Source organism: Novosphingobium arvoryzae, from assembly GCF_014652615.1.
GTDB classification, from domain to species: domain Bacteria; phylum Pseudomonadota; class Alphaproteobacteria; order Sphingomonadales; family Sphingomonadaceae; genus Novosphingobium; species Novosphingobium arvoryzae.
This window is the reverse complement of record NZ_BMZD01000003.1, coordinates 15152-31179: the sequence shown is the minus strand read 5'-3', so window position 1 is coordinate 31179 and position 16028 is coordinate 15152. Positions and strand designations below refer to the sequence as shown.

General features: G+C 68.2%; 14 protein-coding genes and 2 tRNA genes. 9 read left to right on the top strand and 7 right to left on the bottom strand.

What is annotated here, in order from left to right:
- Nucleotides 1-42: 42 nt before the first annotated feature.
- From IE113_RS06700 to IE113_RS06685, 4 genes are all read left to right on the top strand, one after another.
- Complete coding sequence (locus tag IE113_RS06700; protein ID WP_189539742.1) at nt 43-684, top strand: TetR/AcrR family transcriptional regulator; 642 nt, start codon at nt 43-45, stop codon at nt 682-684.
- A 60-nt stretch (nt 685-744) separates the two neighbouring features.
- Nucleotides 745-1785, top strand: coding sequence for an amidohydrolase family protein (locus tag IE113_RS06695; RefSeq protein WP_189539740.1), 1041 nt, complete (start codon nt 745-747; stop codon nt 1783-1785).
- Between the two features lie 6 nt (nt 1786-1791).
- Nucleotides 1792-2949 carry an iron-containing alcohol dehydrogenase gene (locus IE113_RS06690; protein ID WP_189539738.1) on the top strand — a complete coding sequence of 386 codons (1158 nt, stop codon included), beginning with the start codon at nt 1792-1794 and terminating at the stop codon, nt 2947-2949.
- Between the two features lie 93 nt (nt 2950-3042).
- Complete coding sequence (locus IE113_RS06685; RefSeq protein WP_189539737.1) at nt 3043-4023, top strand: NAD(P)H-dependent flavin oxidoreductase; 981 nt, start codon at nt 3043-3045, stop codon at nt 4021-4023.
- Between the two features lie 36 nt (nt 4024-4059).
- On the opposite strand, the gene IE113_RS06680 is transcribed toward IE113_RS06685, so the two are convergent.
- The 3 genes from IE113_RS06680 to IE113_RS06670 all read right to left on the bottom strand — a co-directional run bounded on the left by IE113_RS06680 (nt 4060) and on the right by IE113_RS06670 (nt 5955).
- Nucleotides 4060-4602 (bottom strand): AHH domain-containing protein, encoded by a 543-nt coding sequence (locus IE113_RS06680; protein ID WP_229822172.1) that lies wholly within the window; start codon nt 4600-4602, stop codon nt 4060-4062.
- On the bottom strand, nt 4599-5174 hold the full coding sequence (locus IE113_RS06675) for a hypothetical protein (protein WP_189539735.1): 576 nt from the start codon (nt 5172-5174) through the stop codon (nt 4599-4601). Before IE113_RS06675 ends, IE113_RS06680 begins: the two co-directional genes overlap by 4 nt.
- Before the next feature lie 298 nt (nt 5175-5472).
- Nucleotides 5473-5955 carry a flavodoxin family protein gene (locus IE113_RS06670; RefSeq protein ID WP_189539733.1) on the bottom strand — a complete coding sequence of 161 codons (483 nt, stop codon included), beginning with the start codon at nt 5953-5955 and terminating at the stop codon, nt 5473-5475.
- 114 nt (nt 5956-6069) lie between these two features.
- Between IE113_RS06670 and recJ the strand changes: the two genes are divergently transcribed.
- The 3 genes from recJ (at nt 6070) to IE113_RS06655 (ending at nt 8134) form a co-directional block, all read left to right on the top strand.
- A complete protein-coding gene (recJ, locus tag IE113_RS06665; protein ID WP_189539731.1) occupies nt 6070-7863 on the top strand; it encodes a single-stranded-DNA-specific exonuclease RecJ in 1794 nt (597 codons plus the stop codon).
- A 93-nt stretch (nt 7864-7956) separates the two neighbouring features.
- Nucleotides 7957-8032, top strand: a tRNA-Glu gene (locus IE113_RS06660).
- 26 nt (nt 8033-8058) lie between these two features.
- Nucleotides 8059-8134: transfer RNA gene (locus tag IE113_RS06655), tRNA-Glu, on the top strand.
- 162 nt (nt 8135-8296) lie between these two features.
- Here IE113_RS06655 and IE113_RS06650 read toward each other — a convergent pair.
- Nucleotides 8297-9853, bottom strand: a complete 1557-nt coding sequence (locus IE113_RS06650) for an amino acid permease (RefSeq protein ID WP_189539729.1) — start codon at nt 9851-9853, stop codon at nt 8297-8299.
- A 145-nt stretch (nt 9854-9998) separates the two neighbouring features.
- Between IE113_RS06650 and panB the strand changes: the two genes are divergently transcribed.
- Both panB and IE113_RS06640 read left to right on the top strand, forming a co-directional pair.
- Entirely contained in the window at nt 9999-10868 is an 870-nt protein-coding gene (gene panB / locus IE113_RS06645) for a 3-methyl-2-oxobutanoate hydroxymethyltransferase (protein WP_189539726.1), read from the top strand.
- Between the two features lie 51 nt (nt 10869-10919).
- Complete coding sequence (locus IE113_RS06640) at nt 10920-11987, top strand: DUF475 domain-containing protein (RefSeq protein WP_189539724.1); 1068 nt, start codon at nt 10920-10922, stop codon at nt 11985-11987.
- On the opposite strand, the gene IE113_RS06635 is transcribed toward IE113_RS06640, so the two are convergent.
- From IE113_RS06635 to IE113_RS06625, 3 genes are all read right to left on the bottom strand, one after another.
- On the bottom strand, nt 11988-12941 hold the full coding sequence (locus IE113_RS06635) for a bile acid:sodium symporter family protein (RefSeq protein WP_189539722.1): 954 nt from the start codon (nt 12939-12941) through the stop codon (nt 11988-11990). It abuts the gene before it with no gap.
- 68 nt (nt 12942-13009) lie between these two features.
- On the bottom strand, nt 13010-14068 hold the full coding sequence (locus IE113_RS06630; protein WP_189539720.1) for a CaiB/BaiF CoA transferase family protein: 1059 nt from the start codon (nt 14066-14068) through the stop codon (nt 13010-13012).
- Nucleotides 14069-14200: 132 nt separating this feature from the next.
- On the bottom strand, nt 14201-16024 hold the full coding sequence (locus tag IE113_RS06625) for a tetratricopeptide repeat protein (RefSeq protein WP_189539718.1): 1824 nt from the start codon (nt 16022-16024) through the stop codon (nt 14201-14203).
- Nucleotides 16025-16028: the final 4 nt, after the last annotated feature.

Here is a 16028-nt window from a genome sequence, read left to right as displayed (position 1 = left end):
TAATGCATTTGACGTATCCCCGAGTCAAACTATGAATCGGGCATGGCCGACCCCGCCCCGCCCCTCCGCACCGAAGCGGCCGAGCACCTGAAAGCGGTGGCGCTCAAGCTGTTTGCGGAGCGCGGGATCGATGGCGTTACCGTGCGCCAGATCGCCGAGGCCGCCGGGCAGAAGAACCACGCGGCGGTGGGTTACTACTTCGGGTCCAAGGAAGACCTGGTCCGCGAATTGATCGTCGATGGCGCGCGCCTGATCGACGACCAGCGCAACCGCTGGCTGGACGAGGCCGAGGCGCAGGGCGGCCCGCGCAGCGTGCTGGAAGTGGTGGAAGGGCTGGTGCGCACCTCGCTCAACCCCGCTCCGCCGCCGTGGGGTGAGTGCTACAATCGCTTCGTCGTGGTGCTGGGCCTGTCGCACCGCGCGCTGTTCATGGACGCGCTGGAAGGGCGCTGGAACTCTGGCTACTTGCGCTGCTTCGAGCATATCCGGCGGCTGAAGCCAGGCGTTTCGCGCCCGCTGCTCAACCAGCGGCTGCTGTTCATGGGTGCGGCGCTGGGCGGCATCCTGGCCAGCCGCGAGAGCGAACTGGCCGACCAGTCGCGCCCGCACCCGATGTGGAGCAGCGACACCACCCTCACCCGCATCGCCTGCAGCCTTGCCGCGATGCTTGAGTGGGACGCATGACCGCCATAAGCTGAAACCACATCGGCCCGACAGAGGCCACACCGAGAGAGGAAGCCACAGATGACCGAAGCGATCCTGGAACCCGATCTGCCCATCATCGATCCGCACCACCACTTGTGGGACTTGCGTCCGATGATGGGGGCGTTTCCGGAACCGCATCACCCGTTCATCGCCGCCGTCGCGCGCTCCCCCTACTACACCTTCAACGAGCTCCACGCCGATACCACCAGCGGTCATAACGTGATCGGCACCGTGTTCATGGAATGCGGCGCATTCTATCGCAGCGGCGCGGGCGACGCGCTGAAGGTCGTGGGCGAGGTGGAATACGTCAATGGCGTCGCCGCGCAGAGCGCCAGCGGGCTCTATGGCAACCAGCGCCTCTGCGCCGCGATCATTGGCCACGCCGACCTGCAGCTGGGCGACGGCGTGCGGGATGTGCTGGAAACGCTGATGGCCACGACCGCGCGGTTCAAGGGCATCCGTCATCAGGGCGCGTGGGATGCCAACCCGGATACGCTGGGGCCGCCGTTCCATGCCCCGCCGGGTCTTTACCGCGACGCCACGTTCCGCGAAGGGTTCAAGCACCTCGGCGATCTGGGCCTGACGTTTGACGCGTGGGTGCTGGAGCCGCAGCTGGCCGACGTGATCGACCTGGCCCGCGCCTTCCCGAACCAGCCGATCGTGCTCGATCACTGCGGCACCCCGCTGGGCATGGGGCCGTATCACGGCAAGCTGCACGAACGCTTCGATGGCTGGCGGCAGGCGATCCACGATCTGGCCGCCTGCCCCAACGTGACGGTCAAGCTGGGCGGTCTCGCCATGTCGTTCGCGGGGATGCCGGACCACGGCCCAGAAGCGGGCCTGCCATCGGAAACGCTGGCGGCGATGTGGCGGCCCTATATCGAAACCTGCATCGAGGCCTTCGGTCCGACCCGCGCGATGTTCGAAAGCAACTACCCGGTCGACAAGTGGGGGGCGAGCTATCCGGTCCTGTGGAATGCCTTCAAGCGCCTGACGCTGGGCGCATCGGCAGACGAAAAGCGCGCGCTCTACGCCGGGACCGCGGCCACGTTCTATGGCATCGAAGACCTGCTGGACTGAACGCCGATGGCCGCCATCCACCTGCCCCGCGCGATGCGGATCGGCGCCGGGACGCTGGACGAGTTGCCAGAGGCGCTCGCCCAGTTCGGCCTGTCGCGCCCACTGATCGTCACCGACGGGTGGATGGCGTCGTCCGGCGTGCTGGAGCGGGTGGAGACGATCCTCACCGCCGCCGGATTGCAGCCCCGCGCCTTCACCGGCGTCGTGCCCGACCCGACCGTCACTTCGGTCGAGGCGGCGACGGCCTTTCTGCGCGAAGGCGACCATGACTGCGTGATCGGCCTGGGCGGCGGCAGTTCGATCGACACCGCCAAAGTCGTCGCGGTAAAGGCCGCACGCGATCTGCCCATCACCGCGCTCAAAGCCCCGCATCAGGAAGACGCGCCCGCCCTGCCCATCGTCGCGATCCCGACCACTGCCGGGACCGGATCGGAGGCAACCCGCGTCACCGTCATCACCGATGCCGCGACCGACGAGAAGATGCTGTGCATGGGGCTGGCCTACCTGCCCAGCATCGCGATCCTCGATTACGAATTGACCCTCACCAAGCCCGCGCGGCTGACCGCCGATACCGGGATCGACAGCCTGGTTCACGCGGTCGAAGCCTATGTCTCGCGCCGCGCCAATCCGTTCTCGGACGCCGCCGCGCTTTCGGCCATGCGGCTGATCTGGCCCAACCTGCCGCTGGCCTGCGCCGATCCCGGCAACCGGCCTGCGCGCGAGGCGCTGATGCTGGGCGCGCTGCAAGGGGGCATCGCCTTCTCCAACGCCTCGGTCGCGCTGGTCCACGGGATGAGCCGGCCTATCGGGGCGCATTTCCATGTCAGCCACGGCCTGTCCAACGCGATGCTGATGCCGGTAGTGACGCAGTGGTCCGCCCCCGCCGCGCTGCCGCGCTATGCCACCTGCGCCCGGGCCATGGGGATCGCCGACGACAGCGAAAGCGACCAGTCTGCCGTGGGCCGGCTGGTGGAGGCGCTGCACCGGATCAACGCCGACCTATCCGTCCCCACCCCCGCCGCCTATGGCATCGCCAGGGATCGCTGGGACGATCTGGTGCCGCTGATGGCGGCGCAGGCGCTGGCCTCCGGCTCGCCCGCCAACAACCCGCGCGTGCCGGACGCGGCGGAGATCGCGGCGCTCTATGCGCAGGCGTGGGACTGACACCAAAGTGCAGCCGGGGCGGGACCAAAGTCCGCTCGACAGGCCGCATTACGTCTCATACTAAAACCCAAACCATGTTTTGAGAGGAACTTCATGGCCCTGCCCGCTCCGTTTGATCGCCTGCGCCTGCCCGTCATCGCATCGCCGCTGTTCATCATTTCCACCCCCGATCTGGTGATTGCCCAGTGCAAGGCCGGGATCATCGGCAGCTTTCCGGCGCTCAACGCCCGCCCCTCCGGCGTGCTCGACGAATGGCTGCACCGGATCACCGAGGAACTGGCCGCCCACAACCGCGACAATCCGGATCGCCCCGCCGCACCGTTTGCCGTCAACCAGATCGTCCACAAGTCCAACAACCGGCTTGAGGAGGACATGGAAGTCTGCGCCAAGTGGCAGGTGCCGCTGACGATCACCTCGCTCGGCGCGCGGGAAGACATCAACGCCGCCGTCCACAAGTGGGGCGGGATCGTGATGCACGACGTGATCGACAACCGATTTGCCCGCAAGGCCATCGAAAAGGGCGCGGACGGGCTGATCCCGGTCGCTGCCGGGGCTGGTGGCCATGCCGGCACGCTCTCACCCTTCGCCTTGATGCAGGAAATCCGTGAGTGGTTCAGCGGGCTGATCGCGCTGTCTGGCTCGATCGCGTGTGGCCGCTCGGTCCTTGCCGCGCAGGCGATGGGCGCGGATTTCGGCTACATCGGCTCGGCCTGGATCGCCACGGCAGAGGCCAATGCCGACCAGCGTTACAAGGACGCGATCGTGCAGGGCAGCGCCTCGGACATCGTCTATTCCAACCTGTTCACCGGGGTTCACGGCAACTACCTGCGCCCGTCGATCGTCGCCGCTGGCCTCGATCCCGACAACCTGCCGCAGAGCGACCCCAGCAAGATGAACTTCGGCTCTGGCGGCAACACCGAAGCCAAGGCGTGGAAGGACATCTGGGGTTCGGGCCAGGGCATCGGCGCGGTCAAGTCGGTCGAAACCGTCGCCCAGCGCGTCGACCGGCTGGAAGCCGAATACAACGAAGCCCGCAAGGAACTGGCCGCCAAGGCCCGCATGACGCTGGCGTGATCCGGCACTGCTCCCGCTCCTGACGGGGCGGGAGCGCTACTCTTCTGCGGTTTCCGGCCAGAGCAGCGCGGCCATCGCGTCCAGCTCGGTAAAGTCCACGCCCTGCCCCAGCGGGCCTTGCCCCAGCGGATCGCGGGTGTTGAGCCGCATCCGGCGGCGCTGGTCGAGCAGGCGCCGGCGCAGCGCCCGCTGCAACAGCTCCAGCCGCATCAGCGCGTCGCCCAGCGCCAGTTCCGGCGCGCGGCGGCGCTGCACGGACCAGCCCGCCTCGATCTGGCCGATCCGTTCCAGCACCAGCTCGTTATAGGTCCGGTGCGGCCCCCGGTGCAGCGGCAGTCCGATCCGCACCGCCGCCTGGTCATTCGCGGGCAGCAACAGGCCATTGCGGCGGAAATCGTCAAACCCGATCCGGTCCTTGCCCAGTTCGCGCAGCATCGGCGTCAGGCTGGGCCGGGTCAGCACCTGGCGCGGGAGGATGTGGTGGCGTTGCAGCCCGGGATCATAGCCGGGCGCGTCGCGCTGGTTCACCGCCCGGAACGACAGCTGCGCCCGCTTGCCCGGAACCGCCGGAACACTCACATCCGCACCCGCAGGACCGGTCCGTCAGGCTCTGCCCGCAGATGTTCGCCAGCCGGGCCGGACAGGGCCTGCGCCGTCAGCACCGGCCCATGTTCCACCAGCACGTGAACCAGCCGCAGCGCGATCTGTCCGGCCTGTTGCGGCGAAATGCCCGCTGCGGGTTCAAACCGCAGTTCCTGCCCGGTCATGAAGGCCAGCCCGCGCGATTCCATCGCGCCATCCGCGGTCCGGTGCAGCATCGTCAGCCCCAGTGCGGGAAATGCCCCGCCCGCCAGCCAGTTGCCGACCACCCGCTGATAATAATCGGGGGCCATGCAGGTTCCCGCCGGTCCCCAGCACACCGCCAGCGCACCGGGCAGCGTGCTGAGCGCAGCGCCCAGCCCAGCCAGCATCCGCACCACCGGCAGCATGCCCGCCCCGTCGATCAGGTGCGGCCCGGGTTGCAGCACCACCACTTCGCCGCCCGGCACGCTCTCCAGCCCCAGCGGGTGACCGGGGACGGCATGGTGGATCGCCCGGCGCGGTGCCAGTTCGAGGCAATCGAACGCCAGCCCCATGGCCAGCAGTTCCAACCAGCCTTCTTCCTCCACCCCCTGCGCGGTGACCTGGAACGCGACCGGGAAGCGTGCGTCATTTGCAACACTCGCGGCGGCCAGCGCCGCGATCGCCGCGGCATCGGGGCGTTGACCACGAGCGAACAGCAGCGACAGGATCGCTCCGCCAGAGCCTGCTACGCCGGGCCCGCCCGCAATGTCATGCGCTGCAACGATGATAGCCCCCCACGCGCCCTATACCCTTTAACCACTGGCATTTTTTGAACAAACAAGTCGAGTCCGGACAGGGTAAAAGCCGCCATAACGGATGCACCTGTCAAAAAATCCCATGGGCCAGACCTTCGGCCAGCGCCGCGCCCAGTTCGCCCGCCTGCGCCAGCGCTGCGGCCGGAACCGTCTTTTCGGCCATGATCGCCTCCGGGGTCTGAGCCCCAAGGTTGACGATCACCCCTTCGGCGACCCGTTTCAGGCGCCAGCCGGTGACGATCCGGTCCAGCTGCGTTTCTGCCCCCTGCCCGGCGCTGCCAGCGGCAATCACTGTGGCATAGGGCCGCCCTTCGACCCGGCCGAGCAACGGATAGTAGGACCGATCGAACAGGTCCTTCATCGCGCCAGTCAGCGCGCCCAGGTTTTCCGGGCAAACGAACAGGTAACCGCCCGCCCCCAGCAAGTCGTCGATCGTCGCGTCCGCCGCCGCGATCAGCCGCGCGCCCTGCCCGGCCGCCGCGTGCGCCGCATGGGCCAGCGCACGGGCCGCGCCGGTGCGGCTGTGCCAGACGATCAGCAGGTCTGCGGCCAATGGCGGGGTCCTTTCGCTTGCCCCCTAACCGACCCTTCGCCGCCGCGCTTGTCAATTGTCGAAAGGGCGCGCGCGAAACTTCCGTTCCCCGCCGCGATGGGCTAGCCGGGTGCCATGTCCACCGCATCCCCATCGATCCTCGGCATCGACCGTTCGCTTTCCGGCCGGATCTGGCGCTGGCGCGGCGGGAACATGGACCTGGGCCAGGGTGCCAATCCCGCCACGCTGGAACACGATCTGGTCACCCAGCTGCTGCTCTCGCGCGGGGTTCCGCCCGAAGACCTGGAGCGGCACCGCAACCCTTCGCTGCGCGCGTTCCTGCCCGATCCGTCGGTGTTCCGCGACATGGACGCGGCGGCCGAGCGGCTGGCGCAGGCCGTGCTGACGGGCGAGCAGGTGACGATCTATGGCGACTATGACGTCGATGGCGCGACCAGCGCGGCGCTGTTGGTGCGGCTGCTGCGCGACCTGGGCCACGCGGCGCGCTATTACATCCCCGACCGCCTGCTGGAAGGATACGGCCCATCCGGCGAGGCGCTGGTGCGGCTGGCGGAGGAAGGCTCCAGCCTGATCGTCACCGTCGATTGCGGCGCGATGGCCTATGAAGCGCTGGACATGGCGCAGGGTGCGGGGGTGGACGTGGTGGTGGTCGATCACCACAAGTGCGCCGCCGTGCTCCCGGCCGCAATGGCGCTGGTGAACCCCAACCGGCTGGATGAAAGCGATATCGGCGCGGCGCACGGGCACCTGGCCGCCGTCGGCGTCGCCTTCCTGCTGGCCGTGGCGACAGTGCGGACCCTGCGCGCGCAGGGCTTCTTCCGGAACCGCGCGGAGCCGGACCTGTTCTCGCTGCTGGACCTCGTCGCTCTGGGCACCGTGGCCGATGTCGCCGCGCTCCATGGGCTGAACCGCGCCCTGGTGGCGCAGGGACTGAAAGTGATGGCCCGGCGCGAGAACATCGGCATGGCCGCGCTGATCGACGCCAGCCGCCTCAGCCGCGCGCCGACCTGTTCGGACCTGGGCTTCGCGCTGGGCCCGCGCATCAACGCGGGCGGGCGCGTGGGCGAATCGACCCTGGGCGTGCGGCTGCTGACCACCGAAGACCCGGACGAAGCGCAGATGATCGCCGCGCAGCTTTCCGCCCTCAACGAGGAGCGCCGCGCGATCGAGGCCGCGGTGCAGGAAGCCGCCGAGGCGCAGCTGGCCGCCCAGCACAACCGCGCGGTGATCTGCGTCGCCGGATCGGGCTGGCATCCGGGCGTGATCGGGATTGTCGCCGGGCGGATCAAGGAGAAGACCGGCAAGCCGACGCTGGTGATCGCGCTCGACGCCGACGAGGCCGGCCACGGCAAGGGGTCCGGCCGCTCGATTGCCGGGGTCGACCTGGGCGCCGCGATCATCGCCGCCCGCGAAGCCGGGCTGCTGGTGGCGGGCGGCGGGCACGCCATGGCCGCGGGGCTGACCATCGCGCCCGACAGGCTGGATGCGCTGGCCGACTGGCTGGATGAGCGGCTGGGAGCGACGGTGACGGCAGCCATGGCGAATCAGGCCATGCTGCTGGACCTTGCCCTCGCCCCGCGCGGACTGGCGCCGTCGCTGGTTGACGCGATGGAAACCGCCGGGCCGTTCGGCATGGGCTGGCCGGGACCGCGAATCGCGGTGGGGCCGGTGCGGCTGGTGAAGGCCGATCTGGTCGGCACGGACCACGTCCGCCTGATCGTGCGGGGCGAGGATGGCGGCAGCTTCAAGGCCATCGCCTTTCGCGCCGCCAGCACGGACCTGGGGCAGGCGCTGCTCCATCGCTCGCGCGACCGGCGGCTGTGGCTGGCGGGCCGGGCCAAGATCGACGACTGGTCGAGCCGCCCGCAGGCCGAACTGCATATCGAAGACGCGGCCTGGGCCGACTGATCGGGCGGGTTGCGAAAGAATCATGCGCGGGGGGCTTGACCCTCTCGAAACGCTTGCCTAAACGCGCGGCTCGCCTCCGGTGCCAGCCGGAATGGCCCCTTCGTCTAGCGGTCTAGGACGCGGCCCTTTCACGGCTGAAACACGGGTTCGAGTCCCGTAGGGGTCACCATCTGGCACCGTGGCGAACTGGCTTTTGGCCCCTTCGTCTAGCGGTCTAGGACGCGGCCCTTTCACGGCTGAAACACGGGTTCGAGTCCCGTAGGGGTCACCACCACTTCCCTTCACAGCAGCATTGCCCTTTTCGCCCCTGCCGGTCCCGGCGGGCGTTTCCGCGCGCGTGCGCCGCGCGGGGCTATGCGTCCTTCCCGGCCAGCAAAAAGGGCCGCCTCCCGGTGGGAAGCGGCCCTCTTGTGCGTCAGCCGTGCGGCCGGGATCAGTCGTTCAGATCGATCCCGCCCGGCAGCGGTGCCACCGGCTGCGGCGGCGCATCGGTATCGCGCTCGTGCACTTCCACCAGCCCGCGGCCGACGTGGCTCTTGCGGCGACCGTACGAGAAGTAGACCACCAGGCCCACCGCCGCCCAGCCCAGGAACATCAGTTCCGTATAGCCCGACAGGTTGAAGAACAGGTAGGCGCAGCCCAGGATCGCCGCCGGGCCGACCAGCCAGACGATCGGGGTGCGGAACGGACGATGACGATCCGGCGCGGTGCGGCGCAGGATCAGCACGCCGATGGCCACGGTCATGAACGCGAACAGCGTGCCGGAGTTCGAGATGTCGGCCAGCTGACCAACCGGGAAGAACGCCGCCGCCATGGTCACGAACACGCCCGTAATCATGGTCACGATGTGCGGGGTGTGGAACTTCGGGTGGACCTTGGCCAGGCCTTCCGGCAGCAGGCCGTCACGCGCCATCACGAAGAAGATGCGGGTCTGGCCGAACAGCATCATCAGCACGACCGAGGGCAGCGCCAGGAACGCGGCCAGGCCGATCAGGTTGCCGACGTTGACGTAACCGATTTCACGCAGGACGTGAGCCAGCGCCTCGTCCGAGCAGACCAGCGGCACGTTGCCGGCACCGGCCAGCGCGGCGCACTGCTGCTGCAGTTCCTTGCTGCCTGCCGCCAGCGCTTCGCCCGCCGCGCCGAACACCGGCTGCGCACCGACCGCGCCGATCGCGCCCGAGGCGACCAGCAGGTAGAAGATGGTGCAGATCACCAGGCTGCCGATCAGGCCGATCGGCATGTTGCGCTGCGGGTTCTTGGTTTCTTCGGCCGCGGTCGAAACCGCGTCAAACCCGACATAAGCGAAGAAGATCGAGGCCGCGGCCGCCGAAATCCCGCCGAAGCCCAGCGGCGCGAAGGGTTCGAAGTTTTCCATCTTCATCACCGGCACAGCCAGGACGACGAACGCGGTCAGCGCCACCACCTTGATCACCACCAGCACGGCGTTGAACATGGCCGATTCCTTGGTGCCCAGCACCAGCAGCCCGGTGACGAGCAGCGCAATGACCACGGCCGGCAGGTTGATCCCGCCGCCCACGGCCGCAAACGCGCCCTTGGTGAAGAAGGTTGGCAGTTCCAGCCCCAGCCCGGATTGCACCAGCCCCACGAAATAGTTGGACCAGCCGACCGACACCGCCGAGGCGGCGATGGCATATTCGAGGATCAGCGCCCAGCCGACGATCCAGGCGACGATTTCGCCCATCGAGGCATAGCTGTAGGTATAGGCCGAGCCCGAAACCGGGACCATCGATGCCATTTCCGCGTAACACAGCGCGGCCACGGCACAGACGAACCCGGCGATGATGAAGCTGATCAGCATCCCCGGACCGGCCTTTTGCGCAGCTTCGGCGGTCAACACGAAGATGCCGGTGCCGATGATGGCGCCGACGCCCAGCATGGTAAGCTGGAATGCCCCCAGCGAGCGGTGGAGTGATTTCTTTTCGGCAGTTGCCAGAATGGCGTCGAGTGATTTGACGCGACCGAACATGCGGTTCCCCTAAACTTTATGGGCGACCCGCCGCATGGACAGGCCGCCGCTATTCCCTGGCGCGGAAGCTAGCGCCAAGCCACGCATTGGCAAGGGATAACTCGTGCCCCTTCCCCAGCTTTGCGGGAGGCGCTAGACCGGCTCGATGTCTACGACCTTCCAGCTCGATACCGCGACCAGCCGCGCCAATCCCACGCCCGCGCCGATGAAGCGCCTGACCATCCCCGCGATCCGCCAGCGCAAGGTGGATGGCGTCACCGCGCAACCGGTGGTGATGCTGACCGCCTATACAGCGCGGCAGGCGCAGCTGCTCGACGCGCATTGCGATCTGCTGCTGGTCGGGGATTCACTGGGCCAGGTGATCTATGGCCTGCCCTCCAGCGTGCCGGTCACGCTGGACATGATGGCCGCCCACGGCGCGGCGGTGGTGCGCGGCAGCTATCACGCCGCCGTCGTGGTCGACATGCCGTTCGGCGCTTATGAAGCCTCGCCCCAGCAGGCTTTCGAAAGCGCTGCGCGGCTGCTCAAGGAAACCGGCTGCGCGGCGGTGAAACTGGAAGGCGGCGCGGCGATGGCCGAAACGGTCGCCTTCCTCACCGCGCGCGGCATCCCGGTGATGGGCCATGTCGGGCTGACCCCGCAGGCGGTCAACGTGCTGGGCGGTTACAACGCGCGCGGCCGCAGCGAGGCCGAAGCCGCCAAGATCGTCGCCGATGCGCAGGCGCTGGACGAAGCAGGCGCGTTTGCCGTGGTGGTCGAAGGGGTGGTCGAACCGATCGCCATTGCCGTGACCAAGGCCATCAAGTGCCCGACCATCGGCATCGGCGCGTCCGCCCAGTGCGACGGGCAGGTGCTGGTGACCGAGGACATGCTGGGCATGTTCGAGCGCGTCCCCCGCTTCGTGAAGCGCTATGAAGCGATTGCCGAGACGATTTCCGGGGCGGCGGAGCGTTATGCCGCCGAAGTGCGCGCGCGCACGTTTCCGGGGGTGGAACAAACCTATCAACCCAAGTAAGGGCCGCGGCTCTTGCCCGGTCTCTCCGGGCGACCAAACAGGGAATACACCGTGCTGCGCTATTACAAGGGCTCGATCCTGTTCACCCTCGTCTGTCTGGCCATTGCCGTCTGGTATGGCTGGATGCAGACCGGCACCATCGCCGGCACGCTGGGCCTGTTGTGGATCGTGGTCGTGCTGTCGATCCTGGAAGTCTCGCTGTCGTTCGACAACGCGGTGGTCAACGCCTCGGTGCTCGACGAGATGGACGAGATCTGGCAGCGCCGGTTCCTGACCTGGGGCATGCTGATCGCGGTGTTCGGGATGCGCATCGTGTTCCCGCTGGCCATCGTCGCGATTGCCGCCGGACTGGGGCCGATGGAGGCGGTGAACCTCTCGCTCAACGATCCCAAGCGGTACGAGGAGATCGTGTCCAGCGCCCATGTCGGCATCGCCGGGTTCGGCGGCGCGTTCCTGGCGATGGTCGGCCTGTCATTCTTCTTCGACGGAGAAAAGGACGTCCACTGGATCGCCTGGATCGAAGAGAAGCTGAGCGTCTTTTCCAACGTCAAGGCGGCGGAAATCGCGATCCTGCTGGTGGTGATCTACCTGATTTCGGGGCTGCTGGACCCGGCTGACGCGCTGACCTTCATGGTTTCGGGCACGCTGGGGATTGTCACCTTCATCGCGGTCGAGGCGCTGGGCACGCTGCTGGAAATGCGCGAGCAGGCGCTCGCGGCGCAGGGCGCGGTGGTGCGGTCGGGGCTTGGCGGGTTCCTCTACCTCAACATCCTCGACGCCAGCTTCAGCTTTGACGGCGTGATCGGCGCGTTCGCGCTGTCGAACAACATGGTCGTGATCGCGCTGGGCCTGTCGATCGGCGCGATGTTCGTGCGTTCGATGACCATCATGTTGGTGCAGAAGGGCACGCTGGCGGAGTATCGCTATCTCGAACACGGCGCGTTCTGGGCGATCATCGCGCTGGGCGGGATCATGCTGATCTCGGCGAAGTTCCACATCCCCGAAACCGTGACCGGGCTGATCGGCGCGGTGCTGATCGGGCTGTCGCTGTGGTGGTCGGTCCGCCACAAGCGCAAGTTCCCCGATGGCGAGATCGAAAGCGCGGTGCGCGCGGACTGATCAGCCGCCGCGCAGCCGCACCGCGATCGGGGCGGCAATGATCAGCTGGACCAGATGGTACAGCAGGATCGGCAGCAGGATCACCCCCGCAACGGCGGGCGGAAACAGCACGGTCGCCATTGGCGCACCCATCGCGATGCTTTTCTGCCCGCCCGCGAACAGCATCGACACGCGGTTCGCGCGGTCCAGCCCCACGGCCCGGCCCAGCCACCACGCGCCAAGGTGGCCGATCACCAGCAGCACGGCCGTGCCCGCCACCAGCCACAGCCAGCCCTGCGCGTCGATCCGGGTCCAGAAGCGTTGCTCCACCGCGCCGGAAAACGCGACATAGACCGCGATGGCAATCGCCGCCCGGTCCATGCCCGTCACCAGCGCGCGGTGGCCCTTGACCCAGCCGCCCAGCCGGTCCTGCATCAGCTGCCCGGCAGTGAACGGCACCAGCAGCATGCCAATCACCTTGATCAGGCTGTCGGTGTGAAACTCCGCCGCGCCGCCCCCGCCCAGCAGCGAGAACAGCGGCGCGGAGACGAACACGCCCATGATGTTGAGCAGCGCCGCGGCGATCACCGAGCTGGCGACATTGCCGCCGCCCAATGAGCTGTAGGCGGTGGCCGACTGCACGGTCGAGGGCATGCAGCCCAGATAGAGAAAGCCCAGCGCGATCATCGGCGGCATCCAGCCCTGCCCCAGTTGCCAGACCGCCCAGCCCGACAGCGCCATGACGCCATAGACCCAGGCCGTCAGCGGCCAGAGCAGCCGGTGGTTGGTCAGTCCCGCGCGCACTTCATCACGCGGCAGGCGCAGGCCATTGAGGAAGAACAGGATGAACACCGCCGCGTTGGCGATGAACTGGACCACTTCGCGCATCGCGCCCGAAACCGGGGCCACCACCGCCAGCGCGATGGCCAGCAGCAGCACCCGGACCAGCAAATCCAGCCGTGTCAGGAAATTCACAACTTCGCCCCCCGTTTGTCATCCCCGCTTTCGCGGGAATGACACGGTTTGGAAAGGGGCTTTGCGCCTTAACGACCGGCGAGCGACACCGGCGGCGCGGGCGTGGCGGAAAAGCGCGGTGCGGGTGCGGGCTGGACCATGCCGCCGTCCTCCACGAACGTCCCGCGCGCCACGTTGTGCGGATGCTGCGGCGCTTCCTTCAGGCTCAGCACCGGGGCAAAGCAGATGTCGGTTCCGTCCATGATCGCGCACCATTCGTCGCGGGTCTTGGTCAGGATCAGCGCGGTCATGCGCTCTTTCAGCTCGTCCCACTTGGCCGGGTTCATCTGCTGGGCGAAATCGGGATCTCCGGCCAGCCCGGTCTTTTCCAGCAGCAACGCATAGAACTGCGGCTCGATCGAGCCGAGCGAGATCCACTTGCCGTCGCTGGTTTCGTAGGTGTCATAGAAGTGCGTGCCCGAATCGAGCAGGTTGACCCCGCGTTCGTCCTTCCACTGGCCATTGCCGAGGAAGGTGTAGGTCATGGCCGAGAGGATCGCCGCGCCATCGACCATCGCGCAATCGACCACCTGGCCCTGCCCGCCGCTGCGCGCATGGAGGATGGCGGACACCACCCCGAACGCCAGCATCATGCCGCCGCCGCCGAAATCGCCCACCGCGTTGACCGGGAAACTGGGCTTTTCGCCCTTGCGGCCATAGGAATGGAGCGCGCCCGACAGCGCGATATAGTTGATGTCATGCCCCGCCAGCGGCGCCATCGGCCCGTCCTGGCCCCAGCCGGTCATCCGCCCGATCACCAGCTTGGGATTGACGGCCAGCAGCACGTCCGGCCCCAGCCCCAGCCGTTCCAGCACGCCGGGGCGATAGCCTTCGATCAGGGCGTCGGCGGTCTTGGCCAGTTCCTTGATCTGCGCGATCGCGGCCGGATCCTTCAGGTCCAGCTCGATCCGCTCGCGGTTGCGGTTGAGGATGTCGCGGTTGCCGCCATCACCGAACCGCCCGGCCTTCGAGGGGCGCTCCACCCGGATCACCCGCGCGCCGTGGTCGGCCAGCATCATCCCGCAGAACGGGCCGGGTCCGATCCCCGCCAGTTCGATCACCGTCACGCCTTGCAGAACACCCGCCATCGCAGCCTCGCCTTTGTCTGTTGATCCAGAATTTAATCATTCGATTAAATCGCCTTGGCGGCGCTGTCGAGACTTATGCGTAACAATTCCGGTCAGGCGATGCCGGTCTGGCCATTCTGGTCAGTTACGCGCCTACTTGGCCAGCTGCGTCCGCGCTTCGGCCAGCAACGGGTTGTCGCCGCCGATCCGCCGCGCCTTGTCGAGCAGGTCGCGGGCGCGCTGCGGCTCTTCTCCGGCGGCGGCGAGCGCCATTCCCAACGCCTGCGCCGCCACGCCGCTGCCGCGTTGCAGGGCATAAGCGCGCTCGGCGCTCTCGCGCGCGGCCTTGACGTCATCGGTGCGAAGCTGCGCCAGGCTGAGGTCCGCCAGCAACCGTACGTCGCGGTTGCCGCCGCGCTGGCGCAGGTTTTCCAGCAGCGCGCGCGCGCCGGCCCAATCGCCGGTAAACGCCCGGTGGCTGGCCGCCATGCGCGCGGCCAGGCGGCTGCCGGGGAAGGCGGCGAGATAGTTGGCGGTCACGATCATCGCGTCCCGCCCGCGCCCGGCCTTGTCGAAGGCCTCGCCCATGCGCAGCAGCAGCGTTTCGGGAAAGCGGACTTGCGCCGACTGGTCGTACGCCTGCAGCGCCGCACCCGCCTGTCCGCTCGCCAGCGCCACGTCCCCCCACAGCGCCAGCGCTTCGGACGAACCCGGGTGCAGTTGCCGGAACCGCTCCGCCACGGCCACGGCGCCGCGCATATCACGCGCGGCAAGCAGACTGCGGACATAGGGCACCGCCGTTTCCGGCACGCCGGGCGCGCTGTTCCAGCGCAGCGCCAGCACGCCAATGGGATCGCGCTCCGGGATTGGCATCAGCGCCGGGATCGTCGCGGCGGCGGCGCGGTCCAGCAGCGGAGCGGCAGCGGCGCGGTTGCCCTGCTCTTCGTGCGCGCGGGCCAGCAACACCAGCAAATAGGCCGGCGCATCCGGGCGCGCGGCCAGCGCATCATAGCGTTCGTGCAGCTTGCCATAGTCGCCCGCCTCATAGAGCGCGCGGGCCAGCAGCAATTGCAGCTTCTGGTTCGCGCCCTGCCGCTGGGCCAATGGCTCCAGCAAGCCGGCCGCGACGTTGGCGTTGCCCGCTTCCAGTTCCAGCAGGCCTTGCAATTCCAGCCCGGCGGGCATGGCCTGCAAGCGGTCGCCGGTGCGGGCCAGCAGATTGCGGGCGAGGTCGATCTTGCCCGCCCGCGCCGCCAGCACGGCCTGCAGGTAGAAGGCATAGGGGTGCTTGGGAGCAACCTCGATCATCTTGCGGGTCACGGCCAGCATCTCGGTCGTGCGGCCCAGTTCGCCCAGCGTGGCGGCGTAGCCGCTCAGGAGCGAAAGGTCTTCCGGCGCCAGTTCCAGCGCGCGTTCGAACAGCGGCAGCGCGGCGGCCCAGCCGGACTGGTCGCGCAGCAACTGGGCGCGAAATTCCAGCGCGCGGACATTGTCCGGCTCGGCCACAAGCGCGCGCTCTGCCGCGTCGACGGCCTGGATCTGTTCGCCGCCCAGATAGCGCAGGCGGCCGATATCGACCCACAGCTGCGCATCGCGCGGCGTGTAGGACAAGGCCCGGTCATAGGCCTTCCCCGCTGCCGGCAGATTGCCTTCCAGCCGCTCCAGCCGCCCCAGCGCCCGCCAGCCGCGCCCGGCGGATTCGGGCGTGAACTGCCCCGGCCCCAGCCATTCGCGCGCTTTCAGCAGCTCGCCCTGATAGAGGAACGCCTCGCCCATCCACGCCGCGATGGCCGCGCGCGGGGCGCCGGCCTTGATGGCATTGCGCAGCGCGGCTTCCGCCGCGATGCCATCGCCCTTTTGCAGGGCGGAGCGCGCGGCATTGATCGGGCCCTGCTGCACGTCCGGCAGGGCCGCCAGCGGTGCCGCGATCAGCACCGCCGCCAGGCCCAGCACGGTCAGGAAGCGGGCCAGGCGCATCGGT